Raw genomic sequence first — 22,135 nt, forward strand, 5'->3', positions numbered from 1 at the left:
ATAATAAATGCTTATTTTCCAGCCCAATTAGGTTTCCGTTTTTCAGCAAATGCACGTGGACCTTCTTTCGCATCATCACTAGAAAAAACCGTGGCCGTGTATCGATCATTAATTGCCCATGCCTCAGGCGGAAAGCTCAGATTTGCATCCAAACCTCTATAGACAATCTCTTTACTTGCATTAACGGCAACTGGAGCATTGCTGGCGATTTCCTCAGCCAGTTTGATCGCAGCTGGCAAAACTTGGTCATGAGGGACCACCTCATTAATTAATCCCCACTGCTTTGCTTCCTCGGCAGACAGACTGTTTCCAGTAAGAATTGCTTTCATGGCAACCTTTACTGGAATTTGTCTTGGCAAGCGTAAAAGTCCTCCGGCACCAGCAATAAGACCGCGCTTAACTTCTGGTAATCCAAAGGTCGCTTTTTCGGAAGCAACTACCAAATCGCAGGAAATGGCTATTTCCGTTCCTCCTCCCAGGGCAAATCCGTTAACTGCTGCGATGATCGGCTTCGGTATATGATTTCTTACAATTCCTGCAAATCCCAAGTCTCTCATTTCATCTGTAACAGAGAAACCGCCTGAGGCAATCTCTTTCAAGTCAGCTCCTGCACAAAAAGCACGGTCACCAGCTCCTGTTAAAATGGCTACCCATAGCTCTGGATTTTCAGAAAACTCTTTTAATGCCGTGCCAACTTCCATCCATAAACGGCTATTTACAGAATTTAATTTATCTGGCCTGTTCAATGTAATGATTAAAATTCGTTCTTGCCTATCAACTAATATCGTTTCATATTCCACTAAAAATCCTCCCTCTTTGATCAACGTTCAATCTATTAAAAATACTTATTAACTCTCCCTCTAAAACATGTCTATTTTAATTTTAATTACCTTCTCCTCCTTTCTACATGGACTACCTTTCTAGTACAGGTGTACTATCTCTCAATCTATGTAAATGGATTCAGAGTGATCTCTTAGCAAACCCTATAGTAAGCGCTTACAATTACTAGTTAAGTTTAGATTAACCTTAAAAAGCCCGCTCACCTGATTCACCTTTAGCTAATTTACAACTTGATTCATGATTGCTTGATTTCGATAACTTTTCCACAGTGACAAAGACTTTTCTGATTGATGAGCAATAACATGTGCCATTTCGATTCCCTCATTAACCAAATGGGAATCAGGGAAGATTCGATTCACTATGTCCATTTCCCTAGCTGCCTGAGCACTGAGAATTTGCCCCAGCCAGATGAACTCTTTTGCTTTCGAATGACCTGCCAATTCAATTAAAGTGACGGTTCCAATATCCGTGGGAGATATATTGCTATAAAACCCAAATTTCGATAACTCGCTTGAAATCCGCAAATCGCAGGCCAGCGCTAATTCAAAGCCTGCTCCAATTGCACTGCCCGAGATAACCGCTATGGTTGGGCGAGGCTGGTGCAAAAGCCGTTTCATAACTTTGCTAAGCTGCTGTTTTTCCAGGTCTCGATCTGCCTCGTTTTGATCCTGCCTGCCAACAGCAAATACTTTTGGATTTGCACTTACGATCACAAGAACACGAATTTCTTTTGATTGTTCAATATTTGCAAGAGTATGGTCCAATTCTTCTAAAAATTGACCGTTTACACAGTTTATAGGAGGATTCCAAAGTTGGATAATAGCCACTCGGCCCTGTTTCTCCCACGTAACTGTCTGCGACATGTTCATTCCCCCTTGGGAATTGTAGTTGGTATGACATACGTAAAACTCTGATTACTATTCAGGATTTATAAATCCCCATCTCGCCAAAATGGCAGCTTATATATTCAATATCTAAATAAGCTGTTACCTTTTCTTATGCAATTTGCGTGCCAACTTACTATTTACTCTTAAATGGCATTCAGCCGCTCTACTTTACCCCTCCCCTGTGTTTAACTTGTAGTAAATACGAGACAGTGTGTTTTTTATGAGACACATTTAGTGTGTACAGAAACAGAAATAGATTTTTATAAAAGGCCGCTCCAAAGTTTGCATGAATTGTGAAAACAAAAGTTGATTGGAGCGGAAGGTGCGAGACTCCTCGAAAATGAAAAACCCATTTTCTCGTGCTTGGGCATTTTCGGGAAGCCTTTCAGTGTCGTGCGGGAGCAGCGAGACAGGTCCCCAATGCGCCGAGGAGAAAGAAAAACGGATCTGACTCTGAACAAGCAGAGCTTGTTCCTGCGGAGCTTATTCTCTTAGAAGCTTCCCTTAGTGTTCGGAAACGCGCAAACTGGAGGTTCCGCCAAAGAAGCGTTCTTTGCTTCTGATGGCGGAGCAGAAGTTTGCCGAGTTTCCAGGAGGAGAAGCTAGATAGGCTCAGCGCCCGCCCCGCACTAAGCGAGCACCTGGAAGCGGAACTTACGACTGCATTTATTAATAGAAACAAAGTTTACGAAAATAGCCTTTTTTTAACAATAAAACTATTGAATTGAAGGGATAAGGTGTCTTATGGAGAATACAGTTATAGAATTCATAAAGGAGTGATAGGATGCTTGTTAAGGATTCCTTTAATCAATCAGTCAAAGTTTTTATGAATAAGCAAATTCCTAAATTGTATGTTAACAGCACATTACGTGAAGCCATGGCATTCTTTCAAAAAAACAAATTAAAACTTTTGCCCGTAGTGGACCAACATGATAGTCTCCTCGGAGTAATGACCCACTCCTCTCTATTTAAAGCTCTTTTAGAGGATATTCCCCTAGATGCGAACATTTTGCCGTACATTATCCATGATGCAGTCACAGTAAATACTGAAGATAACTTATATGATGTCCGTATTTTTTTAATCAAGAGCCGGGTTGGGCACGCTGTAGTTTTGTCAGAACAAAATAAGGTGTGCGGAATTTTGGATACTTCGAGCATTATTCAAGCTTATGAATCAAAGGCTGGATCACTTTTTAACTCATTAGAATCCCTAATCGAGTATATGCAAACGGGAATCCTTGCCATAGATAGGAGCGGGGTTGTTGTCGTTGTAAATCAAGCAGCTGAGTCCATGTGCAGCATTTCAAAAGAAAATAGCACTGGATTGCATTATTCTGAAATTCTGCCTCAATTACACACAAGCTTGTCCGAATTTCATTCATCTGATATCCCGCTTCATAGAATTACCGTAAACAAGAAAAAACTGTTGATAACTTATAAATCTTTATCCAATGAAAGCACAGACTGGGGCGGTATTATACTTATTCAGGATTTAACAGATTATGAACATATCGCAAATGAATTAGAGGTTACAAAAAAACTAGAGCGCACGCTTCAAACAGTCTTGGACACTACTTATGATGGGCACATTGTTATTGATCTTAAAGGGAAAATAGAAATGATAAATGAAGCTGCCTGTGAATTCATCAGAAAACCTGAGGATAAACTTATTGGTCACCATGTTGCAGAAGTTATACCTGAGATAAAGCTTGAAGAAGCTTTAGCTTATGACTTTCAAGGGGAAAAGCTTGAAGCAATGGTGATTGGACAGCGCCGGTGCCTTGTCAAAAAAATACCCGTGTTTAGAGATAAAAAGCATGTCGGAGCAATTGCAAAGATTATCTATCAAAATTTAAACAAGTGGAAAAGCGTTATAAGCAGGCTGGATTTCCTGGAAAAAGAAGTGTCCTATTTCCGCGGAGAACTCTCCCTTATTGGCGGGGCTGCCTTTGATTTAGAGGACATTCTTACCGTAAGCGAAGAAATGGACAAAGTAAAAAGGCTTGCCCGCCAATCAGCACCAGGTTTTTCAAATGTCCTGCTGTTAGGTGAAAGCGGTACTGGAAAAGAGCTATTTGCAAGAGGAATCCACGCCGCCTCGAATCGTTCGGGAAGCTTTATTAAGGTAAACTGTGCGGCGATTCCAGCTGAACTATGGGAATCAGAGTTCTTTGGGTATGAAGATGGTGCTTTCACGGGAGCTAAACGTGGCGGGAAACCAGGAAAGTTTGAATTAGCTAATAATGGCACACTTTTTCTTGATGAGATAGGAGATATGCCGCTAGCCATGCAAGTTAAATTGCTAAGAGTATTACAAGAAAGAGAGTTCGAGCGTGTGGGAGGAACAAAAACGATTCGAGTAAATGTACGAATTATCGCTGCTACTAATAAAGAGATGGAACAGATGGTCGCCAATAACGAGTTTCGAGAGGATTTGTATTACCGCCTTAATGTAATTGCAGTTCGAATTCCTCCTTTACGAGACCGGCTAGAAGATGTACCTCTTTTAGCTACTTCGATCACCAAGAAATTTAGCCATCTGATGGGATTAGGTCAAATCAAGATTAGTGATTCTGCGATGATGTCACTAGCTTCCCATACTTGGCCTGGAAATGTAAGAGAGTTAGAAAACGCAATCGAACGAGCAATGAATTGCATACACGGCAATACTTTAGAAAAAGAGCATCTTCCAGAATATATCCAAAAACCGAAATCCATATCAAGATTGGCAACTCCCGCTCCACAAGTGGATACAACTATTCTTGAAGTAGAGGTTTCTGATTTTTACCAGCAAAACAAACTAAAGGCCGAAAAGGATGCGATCGAAATGGCACTACGGCAAACAGATGGAAACCGGTCAGCAGCTGCCAAATTATTAGGAATCAGCCGGAGCCAGTTTTATAAAAAAATAAAAAAGTTTCAATAAACACTTGATTGCAATGGTGAAATCCAACCTTCTAACACAAAAAGCCTATTCCGTACACGAGAAATCGTGGAGGAAAGGCTTTTTTTAAAAATATAATTGCTAAGCGAATTCTGGCCGTTAAATACAGAATTGCCTAGTGTTAAAAAACTTTTGAAAAGAGTACGAAGGCTCCTACCAGGAGCCAGACCAAAATCCCGGGTCATATTGTAGGAAAGGCTCTTTTGCCAGGAATTTTTGGACTAGTTCCTCAGGATCCGGACTCACAAGAATTTGTTTTAAATTTATCGTTCATACTGATCCCCTTTCATCACAATTAGCAATTAAGCAATTAATATTCCGCTCGTGACTTTTCATGCAGGGCGCGTCTTTACATTAACTATACTATAATAACAGAGGTAAAATCACATAGATTATAGTATATCCATCCAAATCTTTATTGCGGTACCTGATATAAGAAGCGCCAAGATAATTTGAAGTGCTTTAGTATTCATCTTCTTACCAGCCATAGCTCCTAGTGGCGCAGCGATGATGCTTGCAATAATCATAATCAGGGCAGGATAGAAAGCAACTTGCCCAGTTGAAAGCTTTCCTACAGTAGCCCCGATAGAAGAAATGAATGTTATCGCGAGTGATGAGGCAATTGTCATCCTTGTTGGTATTTTCAAAACCACAAGCATAATTGGCACGAGTAAGAATGCTCCGGCTGCCCCAACAATACCAGAACCAATACCCACTATTAAGGCTAGTCCGGCAGCTAGGCCCTTATTAAATTTCACTTGATCAAGAGGAATGTCGTCGATTCCTTTTTTAGGAACGAACATCATAACAGCAGCAATTAAAGCAAGAAGTCCGTAAACGATATTAATTCCATCCTCAGACATAGCTTTAGAGCCAAATCCGCCGATAAAGCTGCCGATTAGGATACTTCCGCCCATATAAAGGATAAGGGTTTTATTTAAATATCCGCCCTTCCGGTATGCCCAAACTCCTCCAATTGTAGCGAAGAATACTTGAACGGCAGAGATCCCAGACACTTCATGGGCACTGAACGCTGCCATTCCAAAAAGCGGCGGAATGTATAAAAGCATTGGGTATTTAATAATAGATCCGCCAATCCCCAGCATTCCAGAAATGTATGAACCGACAAAACCAATTAAAAAGATTGTAATTATAAATGATAAATCCATGGTAGATCCCCCTTTTTAAGAAAAGCGCAAGCGCCTTGAACAGTCCGACAAGCGCTGGAGGCCCGAAGGTGAATTCCTTCTTTGACTTCATCGGCTATGCATCTGCCATCTTTGCAGCCTTACTCCCACGAACGTAAGCCGGTGGGAGCATGACTTCAAAGAGGTGCTTCTTTTGATGTATGACCTTCGAGCTGCCCGAAGCCAATCCAGGCTAGGCGCCATAGCTAGACAGTTGTCAATTTTTCTTTTTTTCTCCTAAAAAGGGAACCGAGACTGGTCCCCTTTAGTTTTATCCCTTCTTTATAAAAAATGTATATACGCCGTTTTCCTCAGAAGAATCCATTAATTCGTGTCCCCCTGATTTAGCCCATGCAGTTAGATCGTTTTTTGCCCCTTTATCGGTCGCGAGGATCTCTAAAATCTGCCCAGATTCTAACTCATTAATTGCTTTCTTTGTTTTAACGATTGGCATTGGGCAAGCAAGGCCCTTAGCATCTAAAACTTTATCTGATTTCATTTTTGTAATCTCTCCTCTTTAATGTTTAATTGCTTTCCCGAACGTAAAAAGATTTTGTCTATCGAACCGCACAGCGGTTTGGTCCAATTTCCATTTCACGCTGTTTATCATTATCAGGTGAAATTTTTCCCATATTGGTTTCACGGATTTCCTGGTACGCATTCGGCTGGGGCGGAAGGTTCTCAGTCACTAACTTTCTGAACTCATCTTCATCCTCAATATTCAACCCATGATTTTCATCAAATAAAGTACCAAGTTTCTTAGAGATACTGCCATCTTTGTTTAATTCTTCAATGATCATAAAGTGCGCAGGCAATACTACTAGTTCAGCAGATAGTTCTTTATAGCGCTTGTAAAGGGATTCTCTTAAATCCCCAACCCAGTCTTCCGCCATTCCGGCTAGGTCAGGTCTTCCAATTGAATCAATGAACAGAATATCTCCAGAAAGGAGGTACTTTTCATCAATAACAAAAGATGTCGATCCGATTGTATGTCCAGGTGAATAGATTGCATGGATGTTAATCTTGGTATTACCGATTTGTACATCATTTCCATTCTCAAGTGCCTGGTATTCAAACGTTACTTCGGTTGCGTCTTTAGGAGGCAGCCAATATGTCGCACCTGTTGCTTCAGCTATTTTTCTTCCTCCAGAAATATGGTCAGCATGAAGATGTGTATCAAATACATGAGTAATACTTGCTCCGATATTTTTGGCAAAATCAAGGTAAACATCCGTCATGCGAGTGGAGTCAATAATCGCTGCTTCCCCATTTGAAACCACCATGTATGAAAGGCAGCCTTTTCCGATACGGACGAATTGGTAGAGTTCCCCTCCGTCTGTCAGATCTCCTACTTTAATAGGCTCAAGATACTCGCTCCATGATTTCATTCCACCTTCAAGGTAAGTAACAGTTCTTCCTGCTTCTGAGAGCATTTCTGCTACCATAACCGATGAACCTTCCTTAGCACAGACAACTAGTACTTCCTTATCTGTAGGTATTTGCTCCAGAATTTCTTCTACTCCATCAAGTAGCTCGAAGTAAGGAATATTTAAGTAATCAAAATTTTCTCCTTCAATTTTCCAGTCCTTAAAATCTCCTTCGTTCCGAACATCCAAAATAAAAAATGCTTCCTTGTTAATAACCTTTTTAGTCACTTCTTTTGCAGTCATTGGATTTACCGGCATCTTTATACCCCCTATAGTATTATTAAATTTAAAATTTTTTAAGTAATCAACAACCCAAAGCTAAACGGTATTGGGTTGTTGTTTTGCTAACACTAGAGATTTAAGCTGGCAGTAGCCCCAGTCCATTGACTCATGCCTGGAACGACGTTTACAACATTTGCAAAGCCTTTTTCGGTAAGCTTTTGTGCAGCTAAATCGCTTCGGCTTCCCGTACGGCATACAACAAATATTTGAGCTTCCTTGTTAAGCTCATCTAAACGATCTTCAAGTTCGCCTAGGGGAATAGAGATTGCATTTGGAATGTGGTTAAACGCAAATTCTGCTTCTTCTCTTACATCAAGCACGACAATCGATTCATTTGATTGTATCTTCTGTTCCACTTGTTGATTATCGATCACGTGCGGATGATTTTGTTCTAGTTTCTCTTCACCCGCGGCTTTTCTCAGGTAATGCTTAAGGGCAGATCCTTCTTCAATTGTTCCGAGATATTGATGACCAGTGCTTTGTGCCCAGGCTTTCAAATCAGCTGTTGACCCCTTGTCAGTTGCCTGAATTTCCAGCACCTGGCCGGCCTCTAATTCATTTATTGCCTTTTTAGTTTTCACAATAGGCATCGGGCAGGCTAGCCCTTTAGCATCTAAGATTACATTCGCTTTAATCGTTTCCATCTTTGAACCTCCTATTTAAATACATATTAGGGTATTTATATTCCGAAAAAATTTTACTCTTGTTTCCCTTCCCACGCCAGCATCCCGCCTGTCATATTAATGACATCGAATCCTCTGCTTTCAAGGAATTTTGAGGCACGCCCGCTTCTTCCTCCAGAACGGCAAACCATTATATACTCTTTTGACTTATCCAGTTCATTCAGCCGAAATTCAACAAGCCCTAGTGGAATGTTGACAGCGCCAGATATCTTCCCTGCTGCTACTTCATCGGTTTCACGGACATCAATAATATTAAGGGTTTTTCCATCATTCAACAGTGTCTCCACTTCTTTTGGTGTGATCTCTTTCATGTGAATCCTCCTTAACGTGTAGTATTATGACCAGGCGCTCATACCGCCTTTTACATTCGTAATGTTTTTAAATCCTAATTTCTTTAATTGTTTTGCAGCTTTATTGCTTCTCATTCCGCTTTGGCAGATCACAACTACTTCTTTGTCTGTCGAAAGCCCGGTTGCTTTTTGAGAAAGCTGATTTAAAGGCATATTCCTGAACTCTTTTATATGCTTGCCAGCGAATTCTCCCGGAGTCCGAACGTCCACAAACTGAATGTTTTTGTCTTTTAACACATTTTTTAATTCGGCTGTTGTAATGTGGCGAACTCCTTTAGAAGGCAGGATACGCTGCAGTAAAAAGAATGCTAACAGTGCGGTTAAAATCCAGTTTAGATACTCCACTAAAATTCCTCCTTGAATAAGGACTATTGTTCAGTATTAGATAAATAGGTTAACATTACCGTCTTCGGCATCTGCCAGGTAAGCTGCAACACCTGCATATTCTATTTTCTCAAGAAGTTCCTCTTGTCTTAGTCCTAAAAGGTCCATTGTCATTGTACATGCAATTAACTTAACGTCCTGCTCCTGAGCCATATCAATCAGCTGTGGAAGTGTCATCGCATTATGTTTCTTCATAACATCCTTGATCATCTTAGGTCCCATACCCGCAAAGTGCATTTTGGAAAGACCCATTTTATCCGCGCCTCTTGGCATCATTTTTCCTAACATTTTTTCCATAAATGTTTTCTTTACCTCAATATTTTCATCTTTTCTTAAGGCATTTAATCCCCAAAATGTATGGAAGATAACTACCTCGTGATCATAAGCTGCTGCACCGTTTGCAATAATGTAAGCTGCCATTGCTTTATCATAATCTCCGCTAAACAGGATAATCGTCGTTTTTTTCTTTTCCAATTGTATTACCTCCATTTTTTCACTTTACCTCATAGGGTATATTTTAGTTTAAAAAAATTAACCTTTTTTAATCCAGAATTTTAAAACTCCATTTTCTTCTTCATGTTTAATTAGCTCATTACCTGTTGAAGCAGACCAAGCAATTAAATCGGCTTTTGCTCCTTTATCTGTTGCATGAATCTCAAGCACTTCGCCTGTTTCAAGTTCGTTTAAAGCTTTTTTTGTTTTAACGATCGGCATCGGGCAAGCTAAGCCTTTTGCATCGAGTACTTTATTTGAATTCATTAAAAATTCCCTCCCCGTTTATGTTTGATAATATTTTTATTACCATTACCCCTATGGGTATAATATTAACTAAAATAAAAATGGGTGTCAACCCTTTCTTTTCTTTATCACTATTACCCCCGCGGGTATGATGTTAACTGATATAAAAGTGAGTGTCAATCCTTTTCTTTTATCTGCTTTTTACTAATAAGTTTACTGCTTCTTTAATGAATTGGTCTGTCTCTTGTCCATCTTTGCCAGCTTCCAATACACACTCCACCAGATTGGAGCTCACTACCACCCCAATCGTGCGGTCAACAGCCGAGCGAACGGCAGAAAGCTGAGTGATGACTTCTTTACAATCCTTTTGTTCTTCCATCATACGCAATACCCCTCTTAATTGGCCTTCCATTCTTTTGATACGATTTTTCATTTGATCATCGTATTTCATGTTACCGCCTCCCATTCTTTTTTTAACATCCACAATCCGTTAACGTATAGCCCATTACTTTAAATCCCCGTTTACGCAGAAGCCGTATACCCATATTCTTTTCAAGATGATCGGAAGCAACGATGTAAATTTCCCTGCCTGGAATTTCTTTAAAGTATCTAGCCAGATAGGCTGTCGGTATGGTAAGTGCACCCTCTACAGGGGTTTTTGAAGAGATATTATAATCTCTGATATCCAATATTATATCTATATATTCTAGCTTTTCTTCGCGAATATCCTTACAAGGCACTCCTAAAACCGGGACATAACGCTTGTAAAGCAAAAAGACAATCCCCGTGATTAAAGCGATCAGTGTGTACATTTGTTTCGTTTCCCCCTAACCCACAAGTAAGGACCAAGTCCAACCTCACTTATGATATACCCTTATAGGTATAATGTCAACAATAAAAAAGATGGCATGGATCATTTTAACTCGCAAGTGCGATCAGTTGCTTTCTAGGGATGATCCGCGGAAGTTACACTCTCATTAGCGAAGTATGGACTAGAGCCAACACGAAGAGCTTAAGTGATTGGATGTGGACTTATCGCACGGAGAGGCAATTACACTAGTCGCTGGGTGCTGATGCTTGATGCAGATAATGGATAAAGATTTATCCACCTGTGCAAATCACCGATGTTGTTCTTAAACCACAAAAACAGGGGCAAAAAAAGCCCCTCTCCTGCTTTCTATTTTAGTAATAGCCCATAAATTTGTTCGTTTAAATTGTGACCCTCAGAAACAAAACCGTTCTTTTCAACTTGCTGTTTTAAATCTTCTAAAGGAATACGCTCATGTAGCGGCGGTCCCATTTCAGCTTCGACAGCCTGCCATTCGAGGATAAGTATTTTCCCTTCCGGCTTTTTCATTCGTTTAAGTTCATCCATTACCTTATCAATATCAGGGACTTCGTGGAGAACAAAAGCGATCAGAATTTTATCCGCGACACCATCCTCGATAGGAATCTGTTCCAATCCACTCTCAATAGACCTGATATTTTTAACATTCTTTTCTTCAGCGTGTTTTTTCAATAGTTTCAGCATTTCAGGCTGAATATCAACAGCAAGTATAGGCTCCTCTGTTTTCATAGCCATTGGAACGGTAAAGTATCCGTTTCCTGCTCCTAAGTCGGCAATAACATCCCTATTCTCAATTTGCAGCATGCTGATTACTTGCTCTGGTGTAATCACTTTTCTGCGGCTTGAATCAATCAGCTTTCCTGCCTTTTCAGGATTAAACCTGTGCCCTGCCATCAGTAAATTCCTCCTCTAGATAAATGTTTACCGAACTGCACAGCGGTTTGGTCCAATTTCCATTTCTCTTTGTTCTTCGATACCAGGATCCGCTTTTCCCATATTGGTTTTCCTGATATCCTCATAAGAATTAGGCTGTGGAGGGAGGTTTTCCGAGACCGTTTCTCTGAATTCATTTTCGCTTTTAATATTTAGTCCATGATTCTTAGAATACAGTACACCTAGCTTTTCGGAAACACTTCCATTTTCATTCATCTCTTCGATGCTCATAAAATGGGCTGGCAGGACAATTAGTTTATCGGCCAGTTCTTTATAACGCTGATACAATGTGTTTCGTAAATCCCCCACCCAATCCTGGGCTTTTCCTGCCAGATCGGGACGCCCAATTGAATCAATGAACAAAATATCCCCTGTCATGAGGTACTCATCATCAACAATGAAGGAAGTACTTCCTATTGTATGTCCTGGTGAATAAAACACCTTGATCACAGAACTACCAACGGTGATTTGATCGCCATCCTCTAATGGATTGTATTCAAATATAACCTCATCAGCATCCTTAGGCGGAAGATAATATTGAGCGCCCGCCTTATCGGCCAGCTTTTTCCCTCCAGAGATATGGTCCGCATGCAAATGTGTATCAAGAAGAATTTTAAGTGAGATGCTGCGCTCCTTGATAAAACTTTCATACTGGTCAATCATCCTGTTTGTATCAACGATCGCACCTTCGCCATTTGATTCAATCAGATAGGATAAACAGCCTTTTCCAATTCGAACAAATTGATAAATAGTTCCACCGTTTTTTAAATCGCCAATTTTAATTGGCTCAAGATGTTCACTCCATGCTTTCATTCCACCCTCTACCGAGTAGACATCCTTGAACCCCGCCTCTTCAATTTGTTCTGCGACAAATTCAGAGGAGGCGCCCTTTGCACAGATTACATAAATCGTTTTCTCCTTTGGAAGTTTTTCCTTAATCGGATCAATTCCTTCCAAGAGCTCAAAGTAAGGCGAATTAATAATCTCAATATTTCTGCCTTCGATCTTCCAATCATCAAAAGCGTCCGTATTTCTTGCATCGAGGATAAAAAGCTCTTCGTGATTGAACACCTTATTGGCCAGTTCCTTAACCGTTATGGTTTTTGCACTCATTTTAAAACCTCCTTACGTGGAAGTGTCCTTTTTTATTGTTAAGGACAATCTTTCATTGCTTAAGCATGGCTTGAAATATTCGAATAGTGAAGGAGACCATACGGAATCTTCTTATCCTAATGTCATGCATTAAATGACATTCTTAACAAAATAGAATGGGGTAGATAAGTAACGGTCTTGGTACCCTCTTTCCTGATACCTGATATCTTGTTTATTAAAGAAAAATAGTTTGGAAAGTGTACGTATCCTAGGACTGAGGTCTTCTTAACTTCAGGTTTTTTTATTTTCCCTTTAAACACTCTTATCCATGCATGTAATTAAGCGATCTTCTATATCTGCAGCCATTTCCTTTAATTGCAGATTATCGATCATGCTTATTAGTGCGGTCGGCTTTGGCATTCCAATTTTTGTTGCTCCATTTTCTTTGTAGACAACTATTTTACAAGGTAAAAAATACCCAACAAGCTTATTTTCTTTAATAACACGTTCTGCTTCCTTTGGATTGCACACTTCAAGTACGTAAAACTCTTCATCTAGACTAAAGCCCTTCTCCTCAAGCTTCTCTTTAATATTGAAGGTCCATAACACACCGAATGCTTCCTCTTTTAAATTAGCTTCCAGAATTTCAATAGCCTCATTGATTGTTTTGTTTGTTTCGACAGTATAATGAAAACTCATGTTCAACATCCTTTCTTTTTGAATTAGAATTACTCTCAGGGGTATAGTTCCCTTAATAAGCCTTCTCTAATCATGGAGATTATTTATTAAAGTGGACTGTTACGAAATTCGTCACAACCCTAATATTCCTATGTTGGAAACCGTGTTATTATACCCTTATAGGTATAAACAACATTCATATGGGGGTAATAATAATGAGCAAAAAAATCGTAATAATAGGCGGAGTGGCTGGCGGCGCTTCCGCTGCAGCAAGATTGCGCAGACTTGACGAAGCATCGACCATAGTTTTAATCGAACGCGGGGAACACATTTCGTTTGCAAATTGCGGTTTGCCTTATTATATTGGCGAAACCATCAAGGATCGAAATAAGCTTCTTGTCCAGACAGCTGAAGGCATGAGGAAAAAGTTCAATCTAGATGTAAGGCCGCTAAATGAAGTGGTCAAAATAAATCGCGAGGAAAAAACAGTAGCGATTCGAAATTTACAGTCAGATGAAATTTATGAAGAAGCCTATGATGTATTGATTATGTCACCGGGGGCTAAACCAATTGTTCCAAATATTCCAGGATTGTCCGAATCCCAAAATATATTTACCTTAAGAAACATTCCCGATACGGATAAAATCAAAGAATTCGTTGATGGTAAAAAACCTGAACGTGCCGTGGTAGTCGGTGGAGGCTTCATCGGACTGGAGATGGCGGAGAATCTGGCAGACAGGGGTATAGCTGTTACTCTCATTGAAGCAGCCAATCAGGTTATGGCTCCGTTGGATTATGAAATGGCGTCCGTCGTTCACAAGCACTTGAAAGAAAAAGGAATAATCCTTGTACTAAAAGATGGGGTCAAAGCTTTTAAAGAGCATGGGAATTTAGTCGAACTCACAAGCGGTAATGAAATTTCTACAGATATGGTCATTTTGTCAATCGGTGTAAGGCCTGAAAATCAGCTTGCCTTAGATGCAGGCTTGGCGGTTGGTGAACGTGGAGGAATCCAAGTAAATCAATACCTGCAAACTAATGACTGCAATATATTCGCTATCGGAGATGCGATAGAGGTAACAGATTATGTAAATAGAAATCCTGCAATGATTCCGCTTGCAGGTCCCGCAAATAAGCAAGGACGTATTGTCGCTAACAACATCTATGGGAAAAATGCTGCCTATAAAGGATCATTGGGTACATCTATTGCAAAGGTATTTGATTTAACTGTAGCTACGACAGGAAATAACGAAAAGCGTTTAAAACAGCTGAATATTGAATATCAGGCAATCCATGTTCATCCAGCCTCCCATGCCGGGTATTATCCAGGTGCGTCACCTATTGCCCTAAAGGTGCTGTTCAGTAAAGAGAACGGACAGATTCTTGGGGCCCAAGCCGTCGGGAAGGATGGAGTAGACAAACGAATCGATGTAATCGCTACAGCTATCCAAGCTAATCTTGATATGTATGATTTAGCTGAATTGGAATTAAGCTATGCACCTCCATTTTCATCAGCAAAGGATCCTGTTAATATGGCAGGATATGTGGCCTCCAACATCATGGAAGGAAAAGTTGAGACCGTTCAATGGCATGAAATCGATGAACTGGTCCAAAACGGAGCAATGCTCATCGATGTCCGGGAACCGGATGAAAGAGACAATGGGTATATTCCAGGTTCCGTTAATATCCCGCTGGGAGAACTGCGGAGTCGTGTCCACGAACTCCCACAGGACCAAACTATTTATGTTGCCTGCCAGGTGGGACTTAGAGGGTATCTGGGCTCTCGGATTCTAAAAGAAAATGGAATGGTTGTAAAGAACCTTGACGGCGGCTGGATGACTTATTCCAGCGTAAAATAAATTTCCCAATACAAAAGGTCACTCTTCTAGAAAGGGTGACCTTTTCATTTATGAACAAAACATTCTAGCTAGAGGGAACCATGGTATCTTGGCATCATCAGCGGGCCGCCATTAAGAAAGCTCATGATCGTTTGAAGTGAAAGGAGGGTTGGAAACACCATAGGCATCTCACCTTTTTGATAGGCAGCAAGCGCCTCATCAGGAGTAATCCAGATTGCTTCCGCTATTTCTCTGGAGTCTGGTTTTGGGTATTGTTCTTTTGGCAATTCCGCCAAGAAAAACCGGGTATCAAACCGAATTGGACTTTCTTTTGGTGTTATTTGATGCCCAAAATACTGTAAACATTTAAGATTTAAGTGGCAGCCCTCGTTTTTTAATAGCTCGATAAACGCCATTTCCCCTTTGACGAGCCGTTTACGATAGTCCATCTCTTTAGCCGGCTCAAATTGAACAGCAGAACCATCATCCTTCTCACCGAGAAATACTCCAGCTTCTTCAAATAGTTCCCTAGCAGCTGCTATATAATGACTAAGGCTGATTGGCTGATCGTTGTTTACATCTTTAATATACTCTGTGTCTGTAAGATCGTCTTCTCTTTCAACTGCACCACCTGGAAATACAAAGTATCCACCAAGAAATTTCATAGTCATCGGCCGCTTTGTCAAGTAGACTCTAGACATTTGATCCATTAAGATGACAGTGGATGCTGGTCTCGGGTTTACCATCACATCATCAACACCTTCTCTGTTATTTTCCATTGAGCAAATTATGAACTTACCAATAAGTATGTTGGTAAAGCATTAAAGTCATCTTACCAGCGAGAATAAATAGGGATTATTAAAGATCTGCAGTGTTGTTTTCACAACATGGTTAGAGAGGGTATTGTTGGTACTTGGAGTTTTAGCAATTTGTATTCATTCTGAGCCTTTAACTTATTCCCTGCTTTTCTATTCATATGTTTTACAATATAATAATAGTATTGGCCATCTTTCTAGTTGAGTGGATGTTAATCAATTTAACTAGCGAACAGAAAGAGTAAATAAGAAAGTCTTACTAAATATATAGTAAATGAGAAGTATTTTCCATATATAAGGAGTGTAATAATGAGCGTACGTAAGGAATTAGAACAGCATGCAGAAAAACAAAATAAAGTTTATCAACAGTTTTTAAAGCTTGATCAGCGTCGGGAGGATCTAATAAATGAAACTGTTGAGCTATGTAAACAGGGCAAACCTTTTTCAACAGATAGAATTAATGAAGTTACCAATAAGATCAACCAAATAAACCTAGGATTTACACCCGTTCGAAAAAACGTTACCACTGAAATGGTTAAGCAGTATGTAGATTCCCTGTAGATAAGCAAAGTCGTTGCGCCTTTTAAACAGCTATTTCGCTTTCCTTATGTGTACCAAAAAGCACTGGAGGAGAGTGTAGTAAATGACAAAATTGTTATATTATCTTAGAGCAAGAGAGCTAACGCCCATTCAGGGAGTAAACCGAGTGATATCTGGAAACAACGAGCGAAAGCGGTTTGATATTAACATGGTTCATGGGGCAAAATACCGGCTCATTCGGACAGCTCGAGCAGAATTTGGCTTCTTTCTGTCCGAATACTTAGCTCATTCGGACAGCTCGCACAGGTTTTGGCTCCTCTCTGTCCGAATACTTAGCTCATTCGGACAGCTCGAACAGGTTTTGGCTCCTCTCTGTCCGAATACTTGGCTCATTCGGACAGCTCGCACAGGTTTTTGCTCATCTCTGTCCGAATACTTGGCTCATTCGGACAGCTCGAGCAGGTTTTGGCTCCTCTCTGTCCGAATACTTGGCTCATTCGGACAGCTCGAGCAGAATTTGGCTTCTTTCTGTCCGAATACTTAGCTCATTCGGACAGCTCGCACAGGTTTTGGCTCCTCTCTGTCCGAATACTTGGCTCATTCGGACAGCTGGAGCAGAATTTGGCTCCTTTCTGTCCGAATACTTGGCTCATTCGGACAGCTGGAGCAGAATTTGGCTCCTCCGTTCGGAATATCATCGTATACATATTAACTAAGTATAGGTCATTATTTTTATAATGATTTATTTATCTGCTAATCTGAGCTTCCTCTGCAATTAATTGATAAGAACGAATTCTGTCCTCTGGAGAGTGAGTGATCGTCACAAGCATGAGTTCATCTGCATAATAATGTTTCTGAAGCTCCTCAAGCTTTCTCTTTACAGTTTGAGGGCAGCCAATTATCACTTTCTGTTTCATCTCTTCTAAAGCAATTTCTTCTTCATCATTTAACTTGTACGTCATGGCCTCCTGGATAGAAGGTACACCTTTCTCCCCTTCACCTTTTCCTCTTTGAAGTGCCCAAACCATCGAGCTTAATGCGATTTCCTCCGCTTTTTCAGTAGTTTCCGCACAAATAACTGATACGGTTAAAATAACCTTGGGCTCCTCGCCTCTTCTTCGCGGTTTATATTGTTCAAGATATTCGCGGATTATAGCAGCTCCGTCTCTGTCACTCATGAATTGGCCGAATGCATAAGCCATGCCATTTTCTGCCGCAAGCAATGCGCTTTTTTTGCTTGTCCCTAGCAGCCACGTTTCAGGCGGAGCATCCGGTAAAGGAGCAGCCGAGACCCTTGAAAATTCATGATCTTCTGGAAAGTCATTGTGGAGAAAATGAAGAAGACTGCCAACTAAGCTGGGCATATCCCATACCTTTTGTAAAAAATTCTCAGATAAAGCATTCGTTGCCTCAGCCGAACCCCCAGGTGCACGCCCGATACCTACATCAATTCTTCCCGGAAACAAAACTGCCAACATATTATATAATACCGCTACTTTATAAGGGCGATAATGAGGAAGTAATACAGCTCCACAGCCAATTCGAATGGTTTTTGTATTTGCTCCAATATAACTAAGCATTACTTCAGGAGCAGGGCATGCAAGCCCAGGCATGTCATGATGTTCTGCAATCCAGTAGCGCGAATATCCAAGCGTCTCCCCGGCTTGGGCTAGCTTCATGGATTCATTTAAGGCCTCCTGGGCCGATTGCCCAGCAGAAATTGGAGCTTGATCTAATATGCTTAGCTTCATATTTCATAGCCTGCCTTCCTAATTACTTACGCACTTCAACCAAACTAAGTGTAAAATCACCAACTTGCCCTTTTTTATATAAGTTGGTAAACGAAGTGGAGTATTGCTGAATCGTACCGGTAAATGTCAGGTCTTGATCGGGCACCTTCACTTCAAAAGTCCCTTTATAAAGCAGGGTCGTGATATCATGATACTCATCGCTTGAAACTTTAAACTCAACATTAATTTTATGTAGTCCATTATCTAATTCATCCGAGTACCTTGTTACTTTAATTACGGTTTGATCCAACAATATTTCTGTTACCAAAGGGCCCCCTCCTTTTCTATAAAAGACTAGTTTAGTTGGCCAATATGCATGTCCGCCCAAATCAAGCTTCAGCTTTTTTGTGCTTTTGTATGCACATGATAGCATTTGAAATCTTTCGGGGCAAATTTATTGTTCAGACAAAAAAACTCAAAAAAAAAAAGGATAAAAGTAGAATCTTTTATCCATTCATAACACTATTTTTCTCCTCAATATCAGCTAATTTCGTGTTTACTTCCTCGTCAGTTAACCCATGCTCATGCACATAACGGTTTCTCGGATGCACGCGGCATTCATGGCTGCAGCTGCGAAGGTAAAAGTGTTCGTTTTCCTCTGAGGAGAGGATTTTCTTATTGCATTCAGGATTCGCACAGTTCACATATCTTTCACAAGGCTCACCTGTGAAATGGTCTTTTCCTACCACAACATGCTCCTCAGCCCTGTTAACTGGAACACTGATTCTGTTGTCAAAAACATAACATTGCCCATTCCAATGACGTCCTTGGACTTCTGGATCTTGTCCGTATGTGACAATCCCGCCATGAAGCTGTGAAACATCTTCAAATCCCTCTTTTTTAAGCCACCCGGAAAACTTTTCACAGCGTACTCCGCCTGTACAGTATGTTAGGATCTTTTTGCCTTCAAGCAACGTCTTATTATTTCGGATCCATTCAGGCAGTTCACGGAACGTTTCAATTTCGGGTTTAATCGCACCTCTAAAATGCCCCAAATCGTATTCATAATCATTCCGTGCATCAATGACAACCGTATCCTCGGCTTGCATATGCTCGTAAAATTCCTTGGGGCTTAGGTAATCACCTGTAACTTCCAGTGGATTTATGTCATCCTCTAAGCGAAGTGTAACCAATTCAGACTTATGACGCACATGCATCTTTTTAAAAGCATGCTGATCGGCTTCATCAATTTTATAGATCATATCTGCAAAACGGGGGTCCTTCTTCATCTCTTCCATATACTGCTCTGTTTGCTCGTAAGTACCAGAAACAGTACCATTAATACCTTCTTGTGATATTAAAATACGACCCTTTAAACCTAATTCTTTACAAAAATTCAAATGTTCCGCGGTGAACTCTTCAGGGTTATCGATTGGAACATACTTATAGTAAAGTAAAACTCTATATGGTGCTGTTTCCATTTTTATATACCACCTAATCTATATGAATGTAATATTTATATTATGGACAACTATAATGACAATTACAATAAGACCATGAACGAATTTAGCTCAGGGCCCTGTTGCTGCAGGTTATGCAACCTATTGCATTATAATCCTGTTTGTATGTAACGTAAAGCAAAATGTTTTAGTATTAATGGAGCTGATTTCCATCCAAACAAAAATTATGAAATGGCTTTATATAAAAAACCCAAAAGATCGCTAAATCTCTTGGGTTCTTGATTCAGCTAGAGGCCTTTTACTGCCTATAGCCAAGGACTTCTCCTACGGCGGTCATCCCTGCGTTTGTCATCTCTATCGTCTCTTACATCTCTTACATCTCTGCGTTTGTGTTTTCTTCTGTCATCTCTGTCATCCTCTGCAGCAGCGACAAGATCATTGATTAAACAACGGCGAACTGCTTCGCAGAAATCTTCACTGTCAATAAAAGCTTCTAATTTCACTTTGAAATCATCATCATCTCTTCTGCGGTCAAACGCACCGGCAACATCATCATATTGTTTCATATAGCTCCCCTCCCTTCTGCTTGTTCACTATATTCTATGAAGAAAGGTACAAGCAGTAAGGGCGGTTGTCTTCATTAAGGTAAAAATGTGCGGTTTAAGCAAGGATATCCTGATATTTTTGATCTTCTTCCATTATCGTTCTGGCAAATGGACACTCAGGAACCACTTTAAGATTCTGTTCTCTGGCAAACTCAGCAACTTTTTCTATCAAAGCTTCTCCGAGGCCTTCCCCTCGTAAATCCTCCGAAACAAATGTATGATTGACAATAATTTGCTTCTCATTATCACCAGGAACAAACTCAATTATTGCCGCCATTTCTCCTGATTCTTCAATATAAAATTTGTTTTCTCCGCTTTTAATGGTTTCCATCATCATCCTCCTAAACGCTGGTCTGTTTTTTTGTTATTCCCTTAAAAGCGGCTAGTCAATCGTGTATGAAAACAACTATGGTTGAGGAATCTGAGAAGGCTTTTATGCTAAAATTTCAAGTATACCCCTATGTGAGTCTCGCTTCCTTTATAAAAGCAAAAAAACGGACTAGCTCTAGTCCGCTTTTCTTTAAAAGATTTTTTGCCGATCTCTCTCTTCTTTTAAAATTTCAACTGCTTCTCTAAAACGCTGGGAATGGACAACCTCCCTTTCTCTTAAAAAACGTAACCCGTCATTTAAGTCAGGGTCATCTGACATATCGATAATCCACTGGTACGTTGCCCTCGCTTTTTCTTCTGCTGCAATATCTTCGTACAGATCTGCAATAGGATCACCTTTTGCTTGTATATAGGCTGCAGTAAATGGCACTCCTGCAGCATTATGGTAAAACAATGCTCCATCATGGACAGCATAGTGCTCTCCAAGCCCTGCATCACGAAGTTGTTCGGGAGTGGCATCCTTCGTTAGCTTGTAGATCATTGTTGCAATCATTTCTAAATGGGCAAATTCTTCTGTTCCTATATCGGTTAGGAGGCCAATTACCTTTTCGGGGATCGTGTAACGCTGGTTTAAGTATCGTAAGGCTGCTGCTAATTCCCCGTCAGCACCTCCATATTGTTCCATTAAGTATTTGGCAAGTGTCGGGTTACAAGTACTCACTTTCACGGGGTACTGAAGTTTTTTTTCATATATCCACATGCATGTAACCTCCTTAGTTTAGACTTGCCATGGCCAGGGACTTTTTGCCCAGCTCCAATTTGCATCGGTGTAGCTGTTCCCATATTGCAGAAGCGGACCATACTTTGCTTCAAATTCCTGCTTAAGCTGTTTGCTGTATTGGGCATACTGATTAAACTGTTCCATCGCTTGAATATCATCCTGGTGAGTGTCGAGATACAAAGTCAGTTCAACAAGGACAAAATCAGCAGCTTGGATATTCGATAAGCATTGGTAATAGTCATCAGGCAGCTGTTTCACTCTGTTGTCCTCCTTTTCGACTCATAAGGGTTCTCATAATAATCATATAAAAATTCCCATAACGTTCCCCTTAGCAGTGCTTCTTGTGCTGGAAACTGCTTTAGTCCTGGTGGCTGAAACCCTAAATAAAGATGTGGAGGCGTTGAGTAATATTTTTTCCCAATAGGTCTGCAAGGATCGAATCGACTGTGGAACGGCTGGTATGTCTTCATAGGGGTAAAAGATTCGCCATGCTGTTTATACATGTTTTCCCACCTCACTTATGTTGATATGTCTGTTCATTATACTCACTGGCGGCTTGTCAGTATAACCAGAAATTCATCGAGAAATGGGATTACTCCGCACACGGTCCGGGAAGTAAATTCGTCCACGCTAAATTAGTTGAACCTTCCCTAATAGACCAGTCTCGTATCAAAAGTGCCTATTCTTAAATAACAAAGACAGTACCCCTTTATAAAAGGTACTGTCAGATAGTCGAAGGCAGCGAGAAGCTTTTCCTCTTTGCC

General features: G+C 40.4%; 28 protein-coding genes. 4 read left to right on the top strand and 24 right to left on the bottom strand.

All coding sequences use genetic code 11. The annotated features are described in order from the left end of the window. Positions 1 to 11: 11 nt before the first annotated feature. Positions 12 to 800 carry a crotonase/enoyl-CoA hydratase family protein gene (locus tag HRJ06_RS13565; protein WP_174733472.1) on the bottom strand — a complete coding sequence of 263 codons (789 nt, stop codon included), beginning with the start codon at positions 798 to 800 and terminating at the stop codon, positions 12 to 14. 258 nt (positions 801 to 1,058) lie between these two features. Beyond that, positions 1,059 to 1,703 (bottom strand): enoyl-CoA hydratase/isomerase family protein, encoded by a 645-nt coding sequence (locus HRJ06_RS13570; protein ID WP_174733473.1) that lies wholly within the window; start codon positions 1,701 to 1,703, stop codon positions 1,059 to 1,061. A gap of 808 nt (positions 1,704 to 2,511) precedes the next feature. Here HRJ06_RS13570 and HRJ06_RS13575 point away from each other — a divergent pair. Continuing rightward, positions 2,512 to 4,653 carry a sigma-54-dependent Fis family transcriptional regulator gene (locus HRJ06_RS13575; protein WP_174733474.1) on the top strand — a complete coding sequence of 714 codons (2,142 nt, stop codon included), beginning with the start codon at positions 2,512 to 2,514 and terminating at the stop codon, positions 4,651 to 4,653. Positions 4,654 to 5,063: 410 nt separating this feature from the next. Here the strand turns inward: HRJ06_RS13575 and HRJ06_RS13580 are convergent, their stop codons facing one another. The 13 genes from HRJ06_RS13580 to HRJ06_RS13640 all read right to left on the bottom strand — a co-directional run bounded on the left by HRJ06_RS13580 (position 5,064) and on the right by HRJ06_RS13640 (position 13,293). Then, a complete protein-coding gene (locus HRJ06_RS13580) occupies positions 5,064 to 5,840 on the bottom strand; it encodes a sulfite exporter TauE/SafE family protein (protein WP_174733475.1) in 777 nt (258 codons plus the stop codon). Between the two features lie 289 nt (positions 5,841 to 6,129). Further along, positions 6,130 to 6,357 carry a sulfurtransferase TusA family protein gene (locus HRJ06_RS13585; RefSeq protein WP_174733476.1) on the bottom strand — a complete coding sequence of 76 codons (228 nt, stop codon included), beginning with the start codon at positions 6,355 to 6,357 and terminating at the stop codon, positions 6,130 to 6,132. A 58-nt stretch (positions 6,358 to 6,415) separates the two neighbouring features. Next, complete coding sequence (locus HRJ06_RS13590) at positions 6,416 to 7,543, bottom strand: MBL fold metallo-hydrolase (RefSeq protein WP_174733477.1); 1,128 nt, start codon at positions 7,541 to 7,543, stop codon at positions 6,416 to 6,418. A gap of 92 nt (positions 7,544 to 7,635) precedes the next feature. Then, the gene (locus tag HRJ06_RS13595) at positions 7,636 to 8,211 is read right to left on the bottom strand and encodes a sulfurtransferase TusA family protein (RefSeq protein WP_174733478.1); all 576 of its coding nucleotides are present in this window, start codon (positions 8,209 to 8,211) and stop codon (positions 7,636 to 7,638) included. A gap of 53 nt (positions 8,212 to 8,264) precedes the next feature. After that, the gene (locus HRJ06_RS13600) at positions 8,265 to 8,561 is read right to left on the bottom strand and encodes a rhodanese-like domain-containing protein (RefSeq protein ID WP_174733479.1); all 297 of its coding nucleotides are present in this window, start codon (positions 8,559 to 8,561) and stop codon (positions 8,265 to 8,267) included. A gap of 24 nt (positions 8,562 to 8,585) precedes the next feature. Continuing rightward, positions 8,586 to 8,945: a rhodanese-like domain-containing protein gene (locus HRJ06_RS13605; RefSeq protein WP_174733480.1), complete on the bottom strand. Its 360-nt coding sequence runs from the start codon at positions 8,943 to 8,945 to the stop codon at positions 8,586 to 8,588. Positions 8,946 to 8,981: 36 nt separating this feature from the next. Then, positions 8,982 to 9,458, bottom strand: coding sequence for a DsrE/DsrF/DrsH-like family protein (locus HRJ06_RS13610; RefSeq protein WP_422392732.1), 477 nt, complete (start codon positions 9,456 to 9,458; stop codon positions 8,982 to 8,984). 57 nt (positions 9,459 to 9,515) lie between these two features. Continuing rightward, positions 9,516 to 9,743: a sulfurtransferase TusA family protein gene (locus HRJ06_RS13615; RefSeq protein ID WP_174733481.1), complete on the bottom strand. Its 228-nt coding sequence runs from the start codon at positions 9,741 to 9,743 to the stop codon at positions 9,516 to 9,518. 169 nt (positions 9,744 to 9,912) lie between these two features. Then, a complete protein-coding gene (locus HRJ06_RS13620; protein ID WP_174733482.1) occupies positions 9,913 to 10,173 on the bottom strand; it encodes a metal-sensitive transcriptional regulator in 261 nt (86 codons plus the stop codon). A gap of 22 nt (positions 10,174 to 10,195) precedes the next feature. Beyond that, the gene (locus tag HRJ06_RS13625) at positions 10,196 to 10,534 is read right to left on the bottom strand and encodes a sulfurtransferase (protein WP_174733483.1); all 339 of its coding nucleotides are present in this window, start codon (positions 10,532 to 10,534) and stop codon (positions 10,196 to 10,198) included. A gap of 365 nt (positions 10,535 to 10,899) precedes the next feature. Beyond that, positions 10,900 to 11,463, bottom strand: a complete 564-nt coding sequence (locus HRJ06_RS13630) for a class I SAM-dependent methyltransferase (protein WP_174733484.1) — start codon at positions 11,461 to 11,463, stop codon at positions 10,900 to 10,902. A gap of 27 nt (positions 11,464 to 11,490) precedes the next feature. After that, positions 11,491 to 12,615 carry an MBL fold metallo-hydrolase gene (locus HRJ06_RS13635; RefSeq protein WP_174733485.1) on the bottom strand — a complete coding sequence of 375 codons (1,125 nt, stop codon included), beginning with the start codon at positions 12,613 to 12,615 and terminating at the stop codon, positions 11,491 to 11,493. Between the two features lie 291 nt (positions 12,616 to 12,906). Then, positions 12,907 to 13,293, bottom strand: a complete 387-nt coding sequence (locus HRJ06_RS13640) for a DUF302 domain-containing protein (protein WP_174733486.1) — start codon at positions 13,291 to 13,293, stop codon at positions 12,907 to 12,909. Between the two features lie 194 nt (positions 13,294 to 13,487). On the opposite strand from HRJ06_RS13640, the gene HRJ06_RS13645 reads away from it, so the two are divergent. After that, positions 13,488 to 15,131 (top strand): CoA-disulfide reductase, encoded by a 1,644-nt coding sequence (locus HRJ06_RS13645; protein ID WP_174733487.1) that lies wholly within the window; start codon positions 13,488 to 13,490, stop codon positions 15,129 to 15,131. A 68-nt stretch (positions 15,132 to 15,199) separates the two neighbouring features. Here the strand turns inward: HRJ06_RS13645 and HRJ06_RS13650 are convergent, their stop codons facing one another. Continuing rightward, positions 15,200 to 15,859 (bottom strand): NUDIX hydrolase, encoded by a 660-nt coding sequence (locus HRJ06_RS13650; protein ID WP_174733488.1) that lies wholly within the window; start codon positions 15,857 to 15,859, stop codon positions 15,200 to 15,202. Positions 15,860 to 16,234: 375 nt separating this feature from the next. On the opposite strand from HRJ06_RS13650, the gene HRJ06_RS13655 reads away from it, so the two are divergent. Both HRJ06_RS13655 and HRJ06_RS13660 read left to right on the top strand, forming a co-directional pair. Then, positions 16,235 to 16,486 (top strand): DUF2533 family protein, encoded by a 252-nt coding sequence (locus tag HRJ06_RS13655; protein ID WP_174733489.1) that lies wholly within the window; start codon positions 16,235 to 16,237, stop codon positions 16,484 to 16,486. An 82-nt stretch (positions 16,487 to 16,568) separates the two neighbouring features. Further along, positions 16,569 to 17,009, top strand: coding sequence for a hypothetical protein (locus tag HRJ06_RS13660; protein WP_174733490.1), 441 nt, complete (start codon positions 16,569 to 16,571; stop codon positions 17,007 to 17,009). Between the two features lie 202 nt (positions 17,010 to 17,211). Here the strand turns inward: HRJ06_RS13660 and HRJ06_RS13665 are convergent, their stop codons facing one another. The 8 genes from HRJ06_RS13665 to HRJ06_RS13700 form a co-directional block, all read right to left on the bottom strand. Further along, a complete protein-coding gene (locus HRJ06_RS13665) occupies positions 17,212 to 18,216 on the bottom strand; it encodes an LLM class flavin-dependent oxidoreductase (RefSeq protein WP_174733491.1) in 1,005 nt (334 codons plus the stop codon). Between the two features lie 22 nt (positions 18,217 to 18,238). Further along, entirely contained in the window at positions 18,239 to 18,523 is a 285-nt protein-coding gene (locus HRJ06_RS13670; protein ID WP_174733492.1) for a DUF3219 family protein, read from the bottom strand. Between the two features lie 178 nt (positions 18,524 to 18,701). After that, positions 18,702 to 19,676, bottom strand: coding sequence for an oxygen-dependent tRNA uridine(34) hydroxylase TrhO (gene trhO / locus HRJ06_RS13675; protein ID WP_174733493.1), 975 nt, complete (start codon positions 19,674 to 19,676; stop codon positions 18,702 to 18,704). A gap of 284 nt (positions 19,677 to 19,960) precedes the next feature. After that, on the bottom strand, positions 19,961 to 20,221 hold the full coding sequence (locus HRJ06_RS13680) for a hypothetical protein (RefSeq protein WP_174733494.1): 261 nt from the start codon (positions 20,219 to 20,221) through the stop codon (positions 19,961 to 19,963). A gap of 94 nt (positions 20,222 to 20,315) precedes the next feature. Beyond that, the gene (locus tag HRJ06_RS13685) at positions 20,316 to 20,591 is read right to left on the bottom strand and encodes a GNAT family N-acetyltransferase (RefSeq protein ID WP_174733495.1); all 276 of its coding nucleotides are present in this window, start codon (positions 20,589 to 20,591) and stop codon (positions 20,316 to 20,318) included. Between the two features lie 189 nt (positions 20,592 to 20,780). After that, a complete protein-coding gene (gene cotJC / locus HRJ06_RS13690) occupies positions 20,781 to 21,350 on the bottom strand; it encodes a spore coat protein CotJC (RefSeq protein ID WP_174733496.1) in 570 nt (189 codons plus the stop codon). An 18-nt stretch (positions 21,351 to 21,368) separates the two neighbouring features. After that, the gene (locus tag HRJ06_RS13695; RefSeq protein ID WP_174733497.1) at positions 21,369 to 21,629 is read right to left on the bottom strand and encodes a spore coat protein CotJB; all 261 of its coding nucleotides are present in this window, start codon (positions 21,627 to 21,629) and stop codon (positions 21,369 to 21,371) included. Beyond that, complete coding sequence (locus HRJ06_RS13700; protein WP_174733498.1) at positions 21,626 to 21,874, bottom strand: spore coat associated protein CotJA; 249 nt, start codon at positions 21,872 to 21,874, stop codon at positions 21,626 to 21,628. The genes HRJ06_RS13695 and HRJ06_RS13700 overlap by 4 nt, the downstream gene beginning before the upstream one ends. Positions 21,875 to 22,135 lie beyond the last annotated feature (261 nt).

The organism is Mesobacillus harenae (genome assembly GCF_013343715.1).
Lineage (GTDB): Bacteria > Bacillota > Bacilli > Bacillales > Cytobacillaceae > Mesobacillus_A > Mesobacillus_A harenae.